The 17,606-nt window shown below is 50.8% G+C and carries 21 protein-coding genes; 5 read left to right on the plus strand and 16 right to left on the minus strand.

Going from position 1 to position 17,606, the window contains the following annotated elements; translation table 11 throughout:
• Positions 1-406 precede the first annotated feature (406 nt).
• The gene (locus tag G8770_RS09935; RefSeq protein WP_243760413.1) at positions 407-997 is read left to right on the plus strand and encodes a LysE family translocator; all 591 of its coding nucleotides are present in this window, start codon (positions 407-409) and stop codon (positions 995-997) included.
• Here G8770_RS09935 and G8770_RS09940 read toward each other — a convergent pair.
• The 4 genes from G8770_RS09940 to G8770_RS09950 form a co-directional block, all read right to left on the minus strand.
• Positions 959-1,816: an AraC family transcriptional regulator gene (locus G8770_RS09940; protein ID WP_167185617.1), complete on the minus strand. Its 858-nt coding sequence runs from the start codon at positions 1,814-1,816 to the stop codon at positions 959-961. The genes G8770_RS09935 and G8770_RS09940 overlap by 39 nt on opposite strands.
• Positions 1,817-1,881: 65 nt before the next feature.
• Positions 1,882-2,031, minus strand: a complete 150-nt coding sequence (locus G8770_RS24640) for a DUF6559 family protein (protein ID WP_425050259.1) — start codon at positions 2,029-2,031, stop codon at positions 1,882-1,884.
• Between the two features lie 40 nt (positions 2,032-2,071).
• Entirely contained in the window at positions 2,072-2,479 is a 408-nt protein-coding gene (locus G8770_RS09945; protein ID WP_167185619.1) for a hypothetical protein, read from the minus strand.
• A gap of 67 nt (positions 2,480-2,546) precedes the next feature.
• Complete coding sequence (locus G8770_RS09950; protein ID WP_167185622.1) at positions 2,547-3,158, minus strand: TetR/AcrR family transcriptional regulator; 612 nt, start codon at positions 3,156-3,158, stop codon at positions 2,547-2,549.
• A 242-nt stretch (positions 3,159-3,400) separates the two neighbouring features.
• On the opposite strand from G8770_RS09950, the gene G8770_RS09955 reads away from it, so the two are divergent.
• From G8770_RS09955 to G8770_RS24645, 4 genes are all read left to right on the plus strand, one after another.
• On the plus strand, positions 3,401-4,342 hold the full coding sequence (locus G8770_RS09955) for a homocysteine S-methyltransferase family protein (RefSeq protein ID WP_167185625.1): 942 nt from the start codon (positions 3,401-3,403) through the stop codon (positions 4,340-4,342).
• Between the two features lie 543 nt (positions 4,343-4,885).
• A complete protein-coding gene (locus G8770_RS09960) occupies positions 4,886-5,914 on the plus strand; it encodes an alpha/beta hydrolase family protein (protein WP_167185628.1) in 1,029 nt (342 codons plus the stop codon).
• Between the two features lie 246 nt (positions 5,915-6,160).
• Positions 6,161-6,625 (plus strand): hypothetical protein, encoded by a 465-nt coding sequence (locus G8770_RS09965; RefSeq protein ID WP_167185630.1) that lies wholly within the window; start codon positions 6,161-6,163, stop codon positions 6,623-6,625.
• A 77-nt stretch (positions 6,626-6,702) separates the two neighbouring features.
• On the plus strand, positions 6,703-6,945 hold the full coding sequence (locus tag G8770_RS24645) for a YgaP family membrane protein (protein ID WP_167185632.1): 243 nt from the start codon (positions 6,703-6,705) through the stop codon (positions 6,943-6,945).
• Between the two features lie 243 nt (positions 6,946-7,188).
• Here G8770_RS24645 and G8770_RS09975 read toward each other — a convergent pair whose 3' ends face one another.
• The 12 genes from G8770_RS09975 to upp form a co-directional block, all read right to left on the minus strand.
• Entirely contained in the window at positions 7,189-7,722 is a 534-nt protein-coding gene (locus tag G8770_RS09975; protein ID WP_167185635.1) for a DinB family protein, read from the minus strand.
• Positions 7,723-7,831: 109 nt separating this feature from the next.
• Complete coding sequence (locus G8770_RS09980) at positions 7,832-8,233, minus strand: VOC family protein (protein ID WP_167185638.1); 402 nt, start codon at positions 8,231-8,233, stop codon at positions 7,832-7,834.
• Between the two features lie 556 nt (positions 8,234-8,789).
• Positions 8,790-9,140 carry a hypothetical protein gene (locus tag G8770_RS23865; protein WP_208022176.1) on the minus strand — a complete coding sequence of 117 codons (351 nt, stop codon included), beginning with the start codon at positions 9,138-9,140 and terminating at the stop codon, positions 8,790-8,792.
• 398 nt (positions 9,141-9,538) lie between these two features.
• Entirely contained in the window at positions 9,539-10,336 is a 798-nt protein-coding gene (locus G8770_RS09990; RefSeq protein ID WP_167185640.1) for a TIGR01458 family HAD-type hydrolase, read from the minus strand.
• Between the two features lie 316 nt (positions 10,337-10,652).
• Positions 10,653-11,732, minus strand: a complete 1,080-nt coding sequence (locus tag G8770_RS24540) for a molybdopterin dinucleotide binding domain-containing protein (protein ID WP_167185643.1) — start codon at positions 11,730-11,732, stop codon at positions 10,653-10,655.
• A complete protein-coding gene (locus tag G8770_RS10000; RefSeq protein ID WP_167185646.1) occupies positions 11,704-12,255 on the minus strand; it encodes a molybdopterin-dependent oxidoreductase in 552 nt (183 codons plus the stop codon). The genes G8770_RS24540 and G8770_RS10000 overlap by 29 nt, the downstream gene beginning before the upstream one ends.
• Positions 12,144-12,806 carry a molybdopterin-dependent oxidoreductase gene (locus G8770_RS10005; protein ID WP_167185649.1) on the minus strand — a complete coding sequence of 221 codons (663 nt, stop codon included), beginning with the start codon at positions 12,804-12,806 and terminating at the stop codon, positions 12,144-12,146. The genes G8770_RS10000 and G8770_RS10005 overlap by 112 nt, the downstream gene beginning before the upstream one ends.
• A 141-nt stretch (positions 12,807-12,947) precedes the next feature.
• Positions 12,948-13,295 carry a DUF4286 family protein gene (locus G8770_RS10010; RefSeq protein WP_208022177.1) on the minus strand — a complete coding sequence of 116 codons (348 nt, stop codon included), beginning with the start codon at positions 13,293-13,295 and terminating at the stop codon, positions 12,948-12,950.
• 37 nt (positions 13,296-13,332) lie between these two features.
• Positions 13,333-14,643 carry an MFS transporter gene (locus tag G8770_RS10015; protein ID WP_167185651.1) on the minus strand — a complete coding sequence of 437 codons (1,311 nt, stop codon included), beginning with the start codon at positions 14,641-14,643 and terminating at the stop codon, positions 13,333-13,335.
• 231 nt (positions 14,644-14,874) lie between these two features.
• Positions 14,875-15,675: an enoyl-CoA hydratase/isomerase family protein gene (locus G8770_RS10020; protein WP_208022178.1), complete on the minus strand. Its 801-nt coding sequence runs from the start codon at positions 15,673-15,675 to the stop codon at positions 14,875-14,877.
• 396 nt (positions 15,676-16,071) lie between these two features.
• Entirely contained in the window at positions 16,072-16,707 is a 636-nt protein-coding gene (locus tag G8770_RS10025) for a TetR/AcrR family transcriptional regulator (RefSeq protein WP_167185654.1), read from the minus strand.
• A gap of 99 nt (positions 16,708-16,806) precedes the next feature.
• A complete protein-coding gene (upp, locus tag G8770_RS10030; RefSeq protein WP_167185657.1) occupies positions 16,807-17,442 on the minus strand; it encodes a uracil phosphoribosyltransferase in 636 nt (211 codons plus the stop codon).
• Positions 17,443-17,606 lie beyond the last annotated feature (164 nt).

The following is a 17,606-nucleotide window of genomic DNA, read 5'->3' on the forward strand; positions in this document are numbered from 1 at the left end:
CCGTCACTGTATGGTTGCATCAGGATTCACTGCTGTCCTCACTGCCCCAAATCCCCCCAGCCCACGCTATAAGGTATTCCCGACCAACAGACATTCACCATAATCAAAAACCGTAAGAACAACGGATTCAGGTCCCCTTAATATAAGGTCTTCCGGGGGTATTTTGTGGCGAAGCAAGATAGATAAGATGCCAAGCACAGAGCAACACAGCCCTAGCCAACCTGAAATTAGTGCCATGAATTTTTCCCGGAGGATTAACCCTCTAAGGGCAGCCTGTTTTCCCCATCGGGGAGGCATTGCAGGCACACATCCAGTAATCGTGCCTGTTTAGCAATTTTATTCAATACTTCTCCCCGGCATTATCCCACACTGGACCAGAAGCCAACAAACCCGGAGACCAGTCTTGATGCTATCGTTGATTATACCCATGTCGGCATTTGCCCTGGCGGCCTCCATTTCACCGGGCCCTGTTAATCTGGTCTGTTTGAGCAGCGGTACCCGCTACCCTCTCCACAGAGGACTGATCTTCGTCACCGGGGCAACTCTGGGCTTCATCATTCTCTTTGTTACCATAGGTTTAGGACTTTACTCCGTGCTGACGGTCGTCCCCGGGTTTAACACCCTCTTGCGCTGGATGGGCGTCGCCTTCTTATTGTATCTGAGCATTCAGCTGTGGCTCGATAACGGCCAGCTGACTGACGAAGAACACCATAAGCCACCGGGCTTTATGGCCGGTGCCATCATGCAGTGGCTCAACCCCAAAGCCTGGCTGGCGTCCGCCTCGGGCATTGGGGCTTACACCAGTGGGCATAATGTCTATGAGATCCTGGTGTTTGCGGCGCTCTACCTGCCCTTCTGCTGGCTGTCGCTGAGTTGTTGGGTATACGCTGGCGCCTACCTGCGACGCTACATTCATCGCCCCGGATTACTGGTCAGCCTCAATCGGCTACTGGCGCTGTTACTGGCCGCCAGCAGTGTTTTTTTTCTGGTTAAGTAAAGACTCTCGATACTGCTTGGGCGTCGCGGCCAGCAGCCGCTTGAAAGTACGTTGAAAATGGGGCTGATCGGCAAATCCCATGTTCAGTGCCGTATCGGCAATAGACGTGCCGCGTTTCAGTTCCTGCTGTCCGCGCTGGATGCGGGAATTGATCAGATACGCATGGGGCGTGAAACCAAAATACTGTTTAAAACTGCGGATGAGATGACCAGGGCTGTACCCGGAGCGTTCACACAGCGTTTCCAGCGACACCTCCGCGCCGTCATAATGCTTCAAGTAAGCCGCCAACGCCTGCAAACGATCAGGTACTGGCGATAAGGGTTGCGCCGCCTTGTCCGCCAGTTCACACATCAAGGCGGTGAGGTAATCCACCACCACTGTTTCCTTTTCCTGACACTCGCGTTTCGCATCCAGCAAGCATTCCACCATCTGGCAATAGCCCGCATACCAGTTGGCATCCGGAACAATGGCTGTCGAGATATCCTGCCAGCAAGGGGTGTCCAGAAGACCTGCCGAATATCGCAAGTCCGTCAGCCATTGGGTGTCAACATACAGCATCAGGTAACCCCAGGGCTGATTGTCGATCGGGTTACAGGCGTGTACCCAGTTTGGATTCATCATTACCAGAGTCCCGGCACCGACCTTAAACTGATCGTTGCGATAGAGATACGTACAGTGACCCTCGATGATGGCGCCCAGGGACCATTGGGTATGGCTGTGTGGGGCGTAGCAGACCTTGCGTCCATCCCCGACCTTGCGGAGTTCCACGTAGGGCATGCGCGCATCGCGCCAGAACATCGGCTTGCTTGTATTATCCATATCCTGTTGTCCTCGTGGTGCGGTTTAGGCTGCGCTGGCCACTTTATTCGGCGGTGCCTGTCCCTCTATTGTTTCTCTATTGTTTGAATCGTTCGTGCAATCTGACCGACCGTGTATTGATCCGATACGCCATAGCGTTTTACCCTCAACGGTGCCAGCTTGAGCACATACGATTTGATGGCTCTGTTCTTTAAGTAGCGAGTGATAAAGTTCACAGGGTTCCTTTTATACGGTGTCTACACATCCCTGAACGGGTTATCGATCATTCCCAATATACCCTTTTAAATACGCAATGAGTAGCGGACTCAATAGAGTCACGACCACAACCCACACAAACAGGTTGCCACTGGAGACATTAAACACCTGGTTTATTTGGCTGATCTCTGCCCCTAGAACAAAGTAACCAAATCCGTATTCAAACATCAATGTCAGGCTAACCCAAAACACGCCAAGCGTTAAAAAAATGGAGGCTTTTTTTGGCACGATATAATCGATGGCGTTATAAACAATGATCAAAATAAAAACAGATAGCAAAATCCCGCTAGCGGGTAATGCCACTGACTGCCCCAGATAAACGGTTACTATTTTCTCCCTGAAAATGCCATTTGCCATTGCAGCCAACACCATCACAAACCAGATCGCTATCGCTTTGATCAGAAACATATCTTGATCTCGCTTACAGATACCGCTCTATCAAACACCGCTCCACTGCCCCTTGTATTTGACTGTGTTACGCCTCGTACAACAACCGAATGTAGTTACGGTATTCCAACAGCTGGCGCACCAGAAGTTTTTTATCACCGATGGCTCTGGAGACCACAATCCCCCCTTCGATCACGGTCGACAGAAGATCCGCGAGATCCGTCGTGTTCACGTCCAGTTTGGGCGGATAGTGTTGATGGACTTTATTCAGCTGATCTGAAAACAATTGACGCCAATCCATCACACTGTCGGCGGTGATCGCTTTCACCTGATCATTGACTTCGTGCGATTCGTAGGTAAAGGAGGCCACCAAACAACCTGGGTGCAAGTCTTCCAGCTGATCCATCATTTCGGCCAGCAACTTAATGAACAACAGCATTTGCTGTAGCGGATCGTCCAGCAACTCTTCTGCGCGCCGAAACAAACCACTGAAAAGAAACGCATCCTGTTCACGGTAGCGTTGCATTAAGGCGTAGGCAAGATCGTCCTTGCCCTCAAAATGATAAAAAAAGCCGCCTTTGGATATCCCGGCTTCCGTAATGATGTCCTCAATCGATGTCGCCGAAAACCCTTTTTGTAAAATACGGCGTTCGGCAATATCCATGAGTTTATTGCGTGTCATATTGCCTTTGGTTGACATGGTTACTGTACTCCAGGTTCAGTTTTCGGCTTGCCTGGCCGAAAATATTTTTAGCCTGTTGGATACATCATATCTAACGCTTTGTTTTTAAAACATTTTAACAATTTTTGGTAAAAAAGTACTTTCGGTTCACTAGCCGAAAAACAGCAAAATCCTTACTCTAATACCCTGCAAAGCAAACACTGTCTTTCCAAAAAGATAGCTTAAACGTCAATAATAAAAAGCTGTTACAGGAGCACACTATGGGCATTTACCAACAACGGCTGCCCCAGCTACAGGGCCAAGTCTGTATCACCGATGGCGGTCTGGAAACCGACCTGTGTTTCAACATGAATTACGACCTGCCAGAGTTTGCCTCATATGACTTACTGCGCGACGAAGATGGCTACGCCACGCTGTACGAATACTACAAGCATTATGCGCAGCTGGCCTCCCGCTACAAGGTCGGCTTGATTTTAGAAACCCCCACCTGGCGTGCCAATGCCGACTGGGGTGAAAAAATCGGCGACACACCAGAAGCATTGCGGCACTTTAACCTGGCCGCCGTTAAGCTGCTGGAGCACATACGCGAAGACTTTGAAACCGAACACAGCCCCATTGTGATCAGCGGCTGTTTGGGACCTCGGGGTGATGGCTATACCCCCGGTGCCAGCATGAATACTTCTGAAGCCAAGGCCTACCACAGCACGCAAATCAACACCTTTGCCGACGCCAATGTGGACATGATTGCCGCACTAACCCTGAATTATATTGATGAGGCGATTGGTGTGACCCAGGCGGCGCAAAGCGTCGGCTTACCGGTGTGTATCTCGTTTACCGTGGAGACCGATGGCAAGCTGCCCACGGGAGAGACACTGGAACACGCCATTGCCCAGGTGGATCAACATACGAATCAGGGGCCAGCGTACTATATGATCAACTGCGCCCACCCCACCCATTTTGATCACTTATTTGCCACCCATGCAGCATGGCACCAGCGACTGAAGGGGTTACGCGGTAACGCCTCTTGCATGAGCCACGCCGAATTGGATAACTCGGACACGCTGGATGACGGCAACCCGGTCGCGTTTGGTAAGGAACTGGGTAAAATCCGAAAAGTGGATTCTCATCTCACCGTGCTGGGTGGTTGCTGTGGAACCGATTTACGCCACATCACCGAGATATGTAAAAATCTCACCCACTGATAAGCCGGCAATCGATTGACACCTGCCAAACACGGTAACAATTGCATGAAGGGCCCGCGGTTTGGGCCCTTAACATCGGAGGGTTTATCACAGTTTATGAGCCGATCGGTGCACTAAGCGATACGTCATTGATGATCCGATAGGCAGACAATGAAACCAGTACCATGCCCGTCAGTAGTCCGTTTGTATTGTCTGGATGGGTAATAAAGAAGTCTGAATGCTGGGTTGTCTTGTTATCCCTTTTCCGCTGACACTTCATAGGCATTTTCGGTGTATTTTGGACCATAATCCACATACAACTGCACAACCGGTTATATTTTTACCCCCAGCAATGCAACACCGCTTGCAATGATTAAAGTCGTAAAGGGGTCTTTAAAGATTGGCCTGTCTGGAGGCCAGTTCCTGTGGTTAATTTTGCGTATAGTCAATGAAGCGGTGATGCCCCTGTTTTATTATTGTAAACACACTATAGGCATTGGCATTCACAGCCCCCGGGAGCGTCATCAAAAGGCCTGTGTGATTCTCTGACAAGGACAACAGTATATGCACAGGTTTAAGGCGTTAGTCGCGATTTTGTGGTGTTCAGTGATTTTGGGGCTCAGCGGCTGCAGCGGTGATAAGGTCACCTTGCCACAAGTCACACCCTTGAATGCAAGCCCAGAGGCGCTTGCCTCCCTCTATAAAGCAGAGACCGGACCATTACACGTTGTGGCCCAAACCAACGTTCACCTATCGTTGGATGACAGAGAACTCGACCTCAGTGTCTTTTACCCGGATGCCGAAGGCCCTTTCCCCATTTTGCTGTTTTCACACGGTAACTGGTCCACCAAGGACAAATACAACCCGGTCATTGAACACTGGGTTAGCCATGGGTATGTGGTACTTGCCCCCAACCATCTGGATTGCTGTGGCATGGTAAAAGGGATCTGGAACAGTGTACGCTACGGTCAGTTTGGCCTGATCGAAGAGCGAATGAGGGATTTTTCAAAATTGTTAGACCATCTGCCTCAGGTGGAAGGCAGTGTCGAAGGTCTCGCGGGGAAAATGGATACCAGCCGTATCGCCGCCACCGGGCATTCGTTTGGCGCCTTCACCACACAACAGTTCGGGGGTGCCGGCACCTTCAATCCCGATACCGAGGAGTACGTCTACTTCACCGACAAACGCATCAAGGCGATGGTTGCGATTTCCCCACCGGGCCCAATGTTCGATGTCATCAATGAAAGCAGCTGGGTCAATCTGCAAGGCCCTATGATGCTGACCACCGGTACCTGGGATGCCAATGCCCAGTTTTGGCCCGATTGGCGGGCACACAAGCTGTCTTTTGATACCGCCCAACCCGGCCAGAACTATGCCTTGATAACCCAGGGAGCCGATCATTACCTGGGCAATCTGATCTGTCGTCCTGAGCGGGAACAGCCGCCACAGTATGACGCACTGAAAATGCTCAACAGTGCCACCACCGCATTTTTGGATGCCTATGTGAAAAACAATACCGAGGCCCTGGCATTTGTAGACTCCGATGTCTTACAACAAATCACCAATAACTTTTCCCAGCTGCAGCGCCGCTGAATCAGTATTCTTCAAATGCTGGGTAGCAAAGTGGAATCGGTGCACGTGTTGAGAAAGAACTTGAGAGCGATCAGAAATGTGATCATCCTGTTTTCCAATAGCTCTTATTGCTGGAGAGTGAGAAGTGCATCGGACGCCTCAAACCGGCCACGGCCAAGCCACACATTGCCAGCGCGACAGATTACCGGCGGGCACAGGATGACGCCGCCGGAATATCGCAAGGCGTATAGCAACCAGAACTGATCGTTGATTCATACCCATAGGGCACAATTGAAATGCCTGAACGACCCCATTGCCCGACTCGCCAATGCCGAAGGCAAGTGCACGGGTGACTTGCGGGAAACTTGCTTTACATTTCAGCCACAGTTGACAGAAGAAGCCCCGCGATCGTGTATGGCGTATGTGGGTCTCAACCCCATTCGTGCCGGGAAGGCCAAACCCGGAAACATCAGAGAACACCCTATTCGGCAACCTATCAACCCGGTCATTACGCTGGCAAGCCCGATAAAACCCAATAGGTCTATGTCAGAAGTTTCAACTTCTTTTGGGGAGTGCCTGTTCAGTCCAGATACGTTCAGTCCAGATACGCAGTACCGTTCGGAAAATTGCTCTGGCGGTTTGGCGATCGGTAACATACCAAAGGTATTTGACGACTATGCCTGCGCCTATTGTGGTTTTACCGCAAAGCCCCTTGAAGTCGAAATTCCTTAATAATTAAAAATATTTGTGTTACTGAAGATCCAAACACTGTAACCACACGTAAATAATGGAAATTAAGGAGGAACGTCATGATTGAAAAGAATCTTGGAAACATTGAGAGAATTTTTCGAGTTCTATTCGGACTCATTTTGGGTGTTTGGGCAGCACTCCAGCCCCACCTGAACGGGATAGAATGGTTTGTACTGATTATATCTCTGATGCTCATCTTAAATGGCGTGTTTTCCCGATGCTATTTTTGGTACATATTAGATATAAACACCTGCTCAAAGAAAGACAAAAATTGTATCGATAAAGAAACCGCGTGCTTGTGATACATAGGCTGGGCCATTGGGCCAGAGCGATGTTAGCAATGTCGAGGGAACTTAGTGCAGTGAGTCCGGCCCGCTCTTCATGCGGGCTGATCTTACCCAGAATAGAATGTCGAGACGAGCAGCGTAGTTAATTTGGTCTCCATTTTATCGGAAAAGATCTCATGTACGTATACGCCTAACGCCCGCAGCAAAGTAAGCCACCCCGCGGAAGCCAGAAGGGCCGTAGCATACTGCCTGCGATTGTTATATCCGGGGATCACTCGGAATACACATAAGTAAATCAGTAGCCCCTATATCATACCCAAGCTGGTTAAGGAGAGTGCTTACCTGCCCCCGGTGATGCGTTTGATGATTAAACATATGCTGCAAAAGATGGCCGAAATTTTTACTAAACTCCTCACCCTTTGTATTGCAATAATTTAATGAGAGATCAGCGTCTGCTAGCGTTACCTCTTTTGAAAAATTGACAATTATTTCATCAATGATTTTTCTTTCACTATGCAGAGCTGATAAATCAGCATAAATTAATTCTGCAAGCGATTCAGGTTGCTCTCGGCCTTTCATATAGACCAGCGATGCAAAATCTCTAGGATGCACTGAAAAGCGTTTTAGCCAAATAATATCACCGACGAGAATATGATTAAGTGTACCCAGAACTGACCCAAAAAACGCACCTCTGTCTTCGGTTAATTCAGTCGTACTGAGCTTTTCAGCAGTCGAATAAATATTCTCATTCATCATTTGATTGTATTGTGCCATTAACTCGAAGGCTTTCATTGCGAGATCTGCCTCAATTGGTTATTACAACTCCAACACCGGCTTAGTGGAGCTGGCGGCTTTTTTCAAAGAAAAGGGACAGCTTTACCAAGTTGCGTGCTTTGACTTACTAACGTTTCCCTGGCTTATGAAATTCAATAACATTGCGGTCAGGATCTCTAACGAAAATAAACGCTGCCCCATCAGGCAAAACAATTGGGCCATCTGTGATCTCAATCCCGTGGTGCTCTAATTGATCTTCGACCGTCTCTAGGCTTGTCACCTCTAGCGCCATATGTGTGTAGCCTGAATGCTTTACCGGAATATCCATTAATACATTCTCGGATTTATCAGAGTTTGTGTTTAGTATAAAATTTATGTTAATTCCTGATGGATGCTCCATAATCGCTACCGGTTCAGGTCCGATTGGCCCAGCAATGAATTCAAAACCAAGCTTCTCATAGAATTTACGAGAAGCCTCGAGATTGGCTACACGAATACCGATATGATTTATTCTGGTAATCTCTTTCACTGTAATCCTTATAGTTATCTACTGTTCGCGGGTAACTCGGACACATAACGCACCTGCCTTGGATTGTTACAGGTATCTATTTTATATTTCGGTACACAAAGTTATTCAGCTCAGAGGCCGACGTAACTATGTATAATAACTGTCTATCTGAAAATTTTCTAATCTGGCAATGAAATCATCCTTCCAAAATTTTGGGTATCGCCGTAAAACTTTATCGCTCTTAAGAGTTCCTTTTAGTACCGAATTGCCATCACGCCAACCTTCAGGTTTTTCATACTGCCTCCTTTATATGATTTATTCCCATGAGGCAGAAATAGAAAACCCACCTCTCTGGGGTGGGTTTAATAAATTACAAACGCCTCAAAATTCCCACCATTCCTATGGAATGATGATAATTCGAGAAACTTTGTACGCAAGGTTTAGATTCATACAATTTATCCTGCTAGAGGAACACCATCATGTCAACTAAAAGTCGGATGAAGACGTTCTCGTAAGCATATCACGCCCCGGTTCCGCGGTGATCCGCTGCAACCGGTTGTTAAACGGCGCATCAACCTCATGCGCGCTGCAGGCGGTACCAGTGCTCATTCGGGCGCAGCGCCCACTCCAATGGTGGGGGGAGCTTGAAGAAGGACGGCTCCACGTCGGTGATCCGCCAACCCGTAAAAGCAGCCTCGATTTCTTCGCGGCTTACACCCCGGATCAAGGGGCGAATACGCTTCGGCCAACACAGCAAAATAACTGTGGCGTCCTTGGCGGCCAGCGTGTCAATGCTGCGGGCCATTCCTTTCTGCTGCTCGGTGTCAAAGTCATGGAAGGTGCCGGTGTCCAGGATAAGCCGGAACCCGGTACCCACTTCAGCTTCTGAAAGGCGGGTAACGTCCCCCTTCACCAATTTCATTTCCACGCCAGCAGCCTGGACCCGCTCGCGTCCCCGATCCAGGGCCTTGTCCACGAAATCTACGCCAGCCCCGTTTAGCCAGCTCGATACCCCAGATGGCGCTCCCCGTGCCTACGTCCAAGGCACGTCCGTAGGGTGGCGCTCCCCCCTGCTCCTCGCGTTCAATGAGCGATGCCAAAGACTGGGAAAATTCTTGGTCTGTATCCTCTCAAGGGTGAAAACCAATGGCGTATGAAAACTTCCAGTTCAAAGCTTTCTCCTTTGTCGTCTACTTTATTGGGGGAGCCTTCCTGCCCCCATACCCCATAAATCCAGTACCCATTTAACGGTTGTTCTGAATCACGTCTGCTGCGCAGACACCTCACTGCAAGCTGTTTATTGTGTCAGTGACTGCGGTGTTCACGCTAAAAATCGCCCTTTGCGTTCTGGCTCAGCCATGAAGGAAGGTCGGCGATAGAATCCAGAGTGGCGTCCGGTACAATTGACGCCGCCGCCACCAGTGGCTCGCGATATTTTCCAGTGCGCACCAGTATGCCCCGCATGCCACACCGCTGAGCCCCGCCCACATCCGAGTCAATGTCGTCACCAATCATGGCCACCTGCTCAGCCGAGCAGTTGAGTGTGTCTATCGCCGCCTGAAAGAACGCCGGCGAAGGTTTGCCGATCACCGTGGCATCCTTTCCGGTGACATATTCCACGCCCGCGACAAAGGCACCAATGTCGACTTTTAAGCCGTCGGCCGCCTGCCAGAATTTGCCCTTGTGCAGCGCCACCAGCTCTGCCCCGGCCATCACCAACCGGGCAATCTGGTCAACCAGATCGTAATTCCAGGCACTGCCAACATCCCCGATGACAACGGCATCGGGCGAGGTGTCGGACACGTCAAATTCGCCAAATTCACTGCCAATGGCTTCATCGACCACGCAAAAACAGGACCGCACCCCACGCTGTCGCAGATAAGTCACCGCTCCACAGGGGCTACTCCATATCTCGTCTGCGTCTATGGTATAGCCCAGAGTGTTCAGTTTCTTGGCTAAATCGGCTCGCGACCGGGTGGTGGTGTTGGTCACATATCGATGGGGAATATGACGCTCGACAACAAGGCGAATGGCATCGATGGCGCCATCAATCGCTTGGTCCCCGATATAAAGAACCCCGTCCAGGTCAATCAGGATAGCGCGGATATCACTCAGTGACGGCATGACCCTGTCTCCTACGGACCAACTGAACAACCAGTATAAAATGTCTTAAACCGTTAAATCGACACACTGATCCGTTACCTTTAAGCCAATTTGATATAATTCTTGAGGTTGGTCAGAAACGGAAATTATGAGGGTACGCGAATACGGCCTCTACACAGCGGTTTTGTGGGTACTTGAAAACCAGACAGAAACCCGGGCCAAGCTATAAAAGACCACGTCAATGGTGTCCGTTTAACTTCCACCTCCCCTGGCAAGCTGCAGTCTCAATCAGACTCGTTATGATCAAATCAAAATTTGTGTTCGTTTTGATGACAAGCTATTTGATCAAGACCACGTTCACGGGTACACCGGAAAAGCGTGGCATGAAATTGATCGGCTGCAAATGATCCGTTAATGACGTCAACCGCCCGGTGAAACTTCCGCCATCCGCTTCCGCCTTTTGGGAAGGCACCAGCTCACCGAACAGGTGCGTCATGGAAATCACACGCGGCCTCAACCGCGCATCGGCCCTGGCCACTCCGGTGATGTGTCCCGCCTCGGATCGTATGTGAATCGAATCTCCTTCCTCAATCCCCTCCTTGACCATATCGTCGGGGTTCATATAAGCCCAGTTCACCGGATAGCGTTTGCGGGTTGCCGGCGCATCACGATAGGCGCTGTTCATGGCTTCAAGTATTCGGCGGCAGGTAAGCTGATAAGCAAAGCCTGCATTGACATTGTGTTCATTCAATACCAGCGCTAATTCTTTGACAACGTCATCGGGACACAGCTGCAAACGCCCCTTGTGCCCAGCCGGGGTTGCAAGTACACGCTGCTCGGGCAGCTGCGGACGCACACCGGAGGGGTTGGCCAGCAACTCGTCGAACGGCACCCGGCTGTTGTTACAGAGAAAGCGGATCATGGTTTGTGGGTCCGGCGGTGTGTCGATGGACAGTGGCAAACCGTCTTCAATGGCCTCGAAATCCATACCGTAGTTCCAGTACTTCAGAGTCAGGGGCAAGTTCATCCGCGCAGCCACCCCCCAAAAGAACTCCCAATCGTGAATCACGCCCGCCGGTTTATCGATTACCGGGGGGGCGTATTGAGCAAAAGCCTGTGGATAGAGGGCATCGCCAGGAGTAGAAATATCATGTCGCTCAAAAGGTTGCGAGGTCGCAATCACATAGTGGGCGTAACGGGCGGTCGCATTCTTGCGCGGGTCGATGACAACCAGCAGGTCCAGATCTTCAAAGGCGGGAATGGCCAGGTCGGGATCGCCCAGCCCCATCAGCAGATTCCCCCCGAAGCAAATCACCGCACGTATCTTGTCCGGCCCCGAGGTGAGAATCTCCTGCGGCATCAGCGCGGTGGGAAATTCGCCAAACAGTTTACCCGGCGCTGCGCAGTTTATCGCCACGCTCCCAGCTGCGGGTCGGCGCCAGAGCCATTTCAACCGGCGTGCGTGGGTTGAGGGTGCCAGGGTTTCTCACCAGGTCGCCAGCTCGGCGATAGCCACCGACCAACGCATTCACCACTTCGATCATGTGATCATTGAGGTTGGAGTGCGCCGACATGGAAGGTCCGCTGCCACTGCCGACCAACGGCCGCCGGGCCTCGCCAATCCACTGAGCCGCCTGCTCAATCTGCGCGACCGGGACATCGGCTCGTTGGGCCGCTATCTCCGGCGTGAACGGCGCCACCGCCTTGCGCAACTCGTCCAGTTGACTGACAAAACGGTCACAAAAATCGGTGTTATAGGTGCCGTCGCGCAACAGGATGTGGGCAATGGCCGCAAAGATGGTGGCATCGTGGCCGGGTAACGGCTGAATTAATAAATCCGCAAAGCGGGCGGTTTCGGTGCGGCGCGGCGCGGGTCGATGATAATAAAGCGGGTGCCGCGCTCTTTGGCTTGGGTGAACGCCCTGCCCGGAGCCCCACACTCGCCGGCAGCAAAGGGCATGGTCTGATGCGTAACCAACGGGTTATTGCCCACAATGACCGCCAGATCGATGTCCGTCAGCGCCGGTTTGCCACTGGCCATAACCCCCATGCGTCCCATCGTCACCCATTTGGCAGACTGGTCAATGGTCATGGTGGAGAATAAGTTGGGGGTTTTAAGGGCAGACAAAAAGGACTTTTCCAACTGTGCCCCCAGCACACTGCGATAGGCACCGGTGCCATGATACAAGGCCACTGAGCGCGGCCCGTATTGGTCTATGAGGGTTGAAAGCTGCTTGGCGATTTCATCCAGCGCCTGTTCGTGATCAATCGGATCAAAGTCCCCTTGTGCATCTCGTTTAAGGCTGTGCAACAGGCGATCTTCGGCACCGTTGTGAAAATCGAGACTGGCTCGTCCTTTCACGCACATGTAAGCGCCATAAGGAGAAGCGGTTCCATCGCCGGTGACGTGGGTGAGTTTACCGTCTTCGACGGTGACTTCCATCGAGCACAGTGCACTGCAATTGCGGCAGAAAGTTTTTACTTTTTTCAAAAGCTTGTACCTGTTGGCATGAAGTAATCGTCAATTATTTTTATTGTTTCGATCCCCCCCCTTCCAGATGACGGAGCGTGAAAGCGATGCATCGCGCAACCCACAGGACCAACAGAATTCTGGCTGGACGCTTTGGCTTTTTTACATGATATGGCCGGGCTTATTCACTTGCGCACCAAACACTTGATAGATATTGGCTTCGGCAAACTCAAGGTCCACCGCATCTGACATGGTCAATTGATGGTTTTGCGCAGCGTTTTGTATGGCTTGCGCCACCGAATCGATGTCCTCCGTCTCTATCTCATAAATGGACAGATAAGGCTGGGCGTCAGCCTCGCCCAGCGTCGCGCTCAATTTAAATCGCTGAGCGCTGGTGATCCCCGGGAAGGCTACCAGTTCACGCAAGTGAACGTTTTGATACCAGTCATTATATTCTTGTTCACGCCCAGCTTTGGGTCTCGTGAACACCACCATTTTGTAGTGCGGCATGACTTTACCCTCGGGTCGTGGGTATCCATGGACAGGATCAGACCGGTGATCTGCCCTGAACGTCCTGCTCCGACTGGATGGATTGCCCGCTATCATCAACCGGATCCGGCCTAACCATAAAAATCAACATCATGGCCACAACATCAAGCACAATAAAGGTCGTAAACGCCGGGATATAAGTTCCCGTTTGGTCGTACACCTGGCCGATAAAGCGCATAGCGACCATGGCAAACGGCTGCATGATTACCGCCATCAACCCCATCACCGTACCGTAACTGCGAGCGCCAAACAGCCAGGCCAAAATCGTACTCCAGGCCGGAAAAACACCGCCCACAGCAATGCCCAACAGCGTAACGGAAGCAAACAAAAACCAGAGCGAAGGCTGAATAATGTACACGCTCAGCAACAAGGCGTTACAACCCGCGACACACGCAAACACCACTCTCAAGTCCACTTTATCGGCCAAATAACCCACAATCAACTTGCCGCCAACCGCCGAAATGGCTTTCACTGCCACCAGAACGGAAACCAGTTGCAGCTCATAGCCGGCGTCCTGAAAAAAGGGAACCTGTGATAACAACACGGCCTGATCGATGCCAAATAACAAACCAATACCCAAAGAGACCAGCCAGAAGTTTCGGCTGCGGATAATATCCCGGGCGGTCCAGAGCTTTTCGGCTGCAGAGAAGTCCGTCTCTGACTCGTCCTCAACTCCGGCCACCGCGCTGGAACGGCCAAATTCTTGCTCACCACCCGGGGTATGTTCCGTCGGGCGATCACGTACTACAAATGCCGCCATCAACAGGAAAATCACCATGGGCCCGAGACCGATCAGAAACAAGGCATCACGCCAACCGACGGTTTCTATCAAAAAGGCCGTCAACGGCTGGGCAATAAACCCACCCACTGACGTGCTTAACGACAGCACGCCCAATGCCCTGCCCCGTCGCTTTTTAAACCAGCGCACGACCACCGTATTCGCACCCAGCACCCCACAACCTGCGGTACTGAACGGCAGCAATGTGGTAATCATCAACAGCATTAACCACGGTGAATCGATCCGCGATACGGTCATCAATGTTCCGCCGAACGCCAATGCGCACCCCACCATGATCCAGCGAACCGGAAAGTGATCCAGCAGCTTGCCAATCACCGGCGATGCGATGGCCCCGCCAATGATCAGGCCAATCATGCCGTTATTAAAGGTCGAGCGGGAGATACCAAGATCTTCAGTGACCGGTAGCGTAAACATGCCGTAAATGTAAGAGGTGAAGCCGATGGCTAACGCAGCACACACAAACGAGCCTGCCAGTACTGACCAACCGGGATAAACTTGGCCTAATTTCATGGGAACCCTTATCGCTGTTATTGTGTGAGACTGTATCGTCTATTATATGAGCAAGTGCCGTCGTGCCGGGGGTGGCTGTAAGCACAGGCTGGTGTCATCCGAATCCAGCCTGTGCTTGTGCCTAAACAATACCTGTACTGTGCCTAAAGAATACCTGTGCTGTACCTAAAGAATGCCTGTGCAGCTATGACCTGATCCAAATTACCTGATCAACGTTAGCGGTCTGCCGATTTACGGCTTTTTGCTGTTTGCCTTTTCCTGCATCGCCTTTACAGCATTCTTGTGATCTTCAGAGCGAATACTGACCGCCTCGTAGGCCAGACCCGTTTCCAACAGGCTGTGGGTCACACGTTTCAGCTCCTGGTTGAGCAGGACTTTGGTCCAGCGCACCGCGTTGCGCGAATTTTTCTGCAAACGTGCGCAGTAGGCCGCCACACTGTCATCGAGCTGATCGGCCGCCACACAGTGGTTAATCAACCCGATGTCGGCAGCTTTGGTGGCGGTCAGCAGTTCACCGCTGAGCAGATACTCTTTGGCGCGACACAAACCGATCAATTGCGGCCAGATCACCGCGCCCCCGTCGCCGGCCACCAGACCAATAGCCACGTGCGGATCGCCGATTTTGGCAGTATCGGCGGCAAAGATCACATCGCAGAACAGGGCCAAAGTCGCCCCCAGCCCCACGGCGTGGCCGTTCATGCGGCAGATCAACGGTTTGTCCAGGTCCAACATAGAAAACACGATGCGCTTGGCCAGGCGAACCTCTTCGTCGAATAACTCAGGGTTGGTGGCGTTGCTGAGAATATGGTCCAGATCCCCACCGGCCGAGAAGGCACGGCCTGCGCCAGTAAACACCACAATGTCAGAGTCAGTATCCTTGGCGGCGAAGTAAAACACTTCCGCCAGCTCTTCATGCAGTCTTAAATTGACGGCATTCATCAATTCCGGGCGGTTCATGGTGATGGTCAGGACACGATCCTGACGTTCAAGTACCAGAGTTTCATAGTCTGGCAAGGTAGTCATTGTTGTCATAGTGTGCACTTCTTAGGTCATTGTGTGGAGCCGTGCGGTTGCTTGTATTGTTACCTGCCGCAAACAGAATCGCAACCAGCTATTCATCAGTGTTGATTATACAGGCATGGGGCGGGCTTTTAACCCCTTTGTCCGGTCTGCCAGTCAGGCAGTCGGTCATAGATTCTGCGTCTATAGAGCATGGTCCCGTCAGAAAACGAAGTCAAAAAGGGCCACACGGCAGATCAAGTGTCCGCTGATCAGGCCATCTGCAGGGCTAAAGGAGTGACAGAGAGTCGGTGGAAGGCCTGTGTAAGAAGTGACATCTTGGGCAACATGCGACATGAGTGGCGATTGAGGTCTTTGTCGCTGTACTGTGCCAGCAATACCCATCTCACCACACCGGTGTCAGACGGATTATTTCAGAACCCCATTGAGGATAAGACGAGTGACATCGTCGATCGCGTGCTGCTTTTGCGAGTCACTCAAGCGCTTGTTGCCATTCAGGGCCTTAATTTGATAATCGTAATCGGCGTAGTACTGAGTGGAAGACCAAATCATGTTCAGCAAACTTTGGGGCTGTACCGGGTAAATTTTACCCTGATCAATCCAGTGCTGGATTTTCTGGGTGACGGTTTCATCCCAGGTCACCAGCGCTTTTTTGATTTCCTTACCCAATACCGGCCCACCCTGAATGATTTCCATTGCCCAGACTTTCGACCCTTTGGGCCTGGAAAATGAGTGTTCCATCTTGGCTTTGATGTATTGGCGGAAGACTTCTTCCGGGTCATCGGAGATATCAAAGATACTGGCGTCGTGCATCCAGGCATCGAGAATATCTTTCAGGACGACCGTATACAGGTCCTGCTTGGTTTTAAAGTAGTAGTGCACATTGGCTTTTGGCAGCCCAGCCCTATCGGCAATCTCCTGAGTCGATGTGCCATTAAAGCCTTTTTCTGCGAACAACGCCTCGGCAGCCGCGATGATTTGACGGGTATTGGCTGCACGAATATCCGACTTTCTGTTTTTACTTTGGGGCTTATCACTTGGCATAGGGCGAGGCATCTTTCATGTGACGAAAATCTTTGAACGGTATTTTCGCACAGACGGTGCAGTCATGGCCATGTCTTGTCTGGTAAATTACCGACATTGCTAGCGTGAAGTTCCAAATATTCTGTCTCCGGCATCACCAATACCCGGTAAGATATAGCCCTTTTCATTCAGCCCAGATTCAATGGCAGCCGTGTAAACGGTCACGTCCGGGTGTACTTCGTGTAACGCCTGCAAACCCTCCGGGGCCGCCAGCAAACAAATAAATCGTATATCCCTGGCCCCCTTACTTTTTATGTGACTGATAGCCGCTATCGCAGAATGACCCGTTGCCAGCATCGGATCGACCACCAGACTCAAGCGATCACTGAGCTGTTGCGGTCCTTTAAAAAAATATTCAACAGCTTCCAAGCTTTGAGGGTCCCGATAAATACCGATGTGACCAACCCTCGCCGACGGCACCAATTCCAGCAAACCATTAAGCAAACCGTCTCCGGCCCGAAGAATCGAAAAGATACACAGCTTCTTTCCTGCCAGTGTCGGTGCGTTCATTTCTGCCAGCGGCGTTTCAATATTCTTAAGTGTCATGGGTAAATCACGCGTGGCTTCATAGCCCATCAACAAGCTGATTTCTTTTAGCAACGTTCGAAATTTTCCAGACGCCGTTGAACGGTCCCGCATAATGGTTAACTTGTGCTGTATCAGCGGATGCTTAATCTCAATTACATTTTTCGGCATTTTTTATCTTCTCTGTAATTCTCGTTAACTCAATGATTTATAAGTAATTTAAAATCTTTATTAGATTCCCATTAGAAACTTTTTCTGACCTCTTGGTCAATAAAATTAAATTTTATATTGCGTAAAAATTAAAATTAAAATAGCCTTTTATTTCCTGACCAACT

The organism is Pseudomaricurvus hydrocarbonicus (assembly GCF_011602365.1).
In the GTDB taxonomy this organism is placed as follows: domain Bacteria; phylum Pseudomonadota; class Gammaproteobacteria; order Pseudomonadales; family Cellvibrionaceae; genus Pseudomaricurvus; species Pseudomaricurvus hydrocarbonicus.

What these genes read in the sequence shown, in the direction of transcription:
- G8770_RS24645 (WP_167185632.1), top strand. Translation starts at nt 6,703, where the DNA reads ATGATTGAAAAGAATCTTGGAAACATTGAGAGAATTTTTCGAGTTCTA.
- G8770_RS09940 (WP_167185617.1), bottom strand. Translation starts at nt 1,816, where the DNA reads ATGGATAATACAAGCAAGCCGATGTTCTGGCGCGATGCGCGCATGCCC.
- G8770_RS09945 (WP_167185619.1), bottom strand. Translation starts at nt 2,479, where the DNA reads ATGTTTCTGATCAAAGCGATAGCGATCTGGTTTGTGATGGTGTTGGCT.
- G8770_RS09975 (WP_167185635.1), bottom strand. Translation starts at nt 7,722, where the DNA reads ATGAAAGCCTTCGAGTTAATGGCACAATACAATCAAATGATGAATGAG.
- G8770_RS09950 (WP_167185622.1), bottom strand. Translation starts at nt 3,158, where the DNA reads ATGTCAACCAAAGGCAATATGACACGCAATAAACTCATGGATATTGCC.
- G8770_RS10025 (WP_167185654.1), bottom strand. Translation starts at nt 16,707, where the DNA reads ATGCCAAGTGATAAGCCCCAAAGTAAAAACAGAAAGTCGGATATTCGT.
- G8770_RS09935 (WP_243760413.1), top strand. Translation starts at nt 407, where the DNA reads ATGCTATCGTTGATTATACCCATGTCGGCATTTGCCCTGGCGGCCTCC.
- G8770_RS10015 (WP_167185651.1), bottom strand. Translation starts at nt 14,643, where the DNA reads ATGAAATTAGGCCAAGTTTATCCCGGTTGGTCAGTACTGGCAGGCTCG.
- G8770_RS09960 (WP_167185628.1), top strand. Translation starts at nt 4,886, where the DNA reads ATGCACAGGTTTAAGGCGTTAGTCGCGATTTTGTGGTGTTCAGTGATT.
- upp (WP_167185657.1), bottom strand. Translation starts at nt 17,442, where the DNA reads ATGCCGAAAAATGTAATTGAGATTAAGCATCCGCTGATACAGCACAAG.
- G8770_RS09990 (WP_167185640.1), bottom strand. Translation starts at nt 10,336, where the DNA reads ATGCCGTCACTGAGTGATATCCGCGCTATCCTGATTGACCTGGACGGG.
- G8770_RS09955 (WP_167185625.1), top strand. Translation starts at nt 3,401, where the DNA reads ATGGGCATTTACCAACAACGGCTGCCCCAGCTACAGGGCCAAGTCTGT.
- G8770_RS10020 (WP_208022178.1), bottom strand. Translation starts at nt 15,675, where the DNA reads ATGACAACAATGACTACCTTGCCAGACTATGAAACTCTGGTACTTGAA.
- G8770_RS10010 (WP_208022177.1), bottom strand. Translation starts at nt 13,295, where the DNA reads ATGCCGCACTACAAAATGGTGGTGTTCACGAGACCCAAAGCTGGGCGT.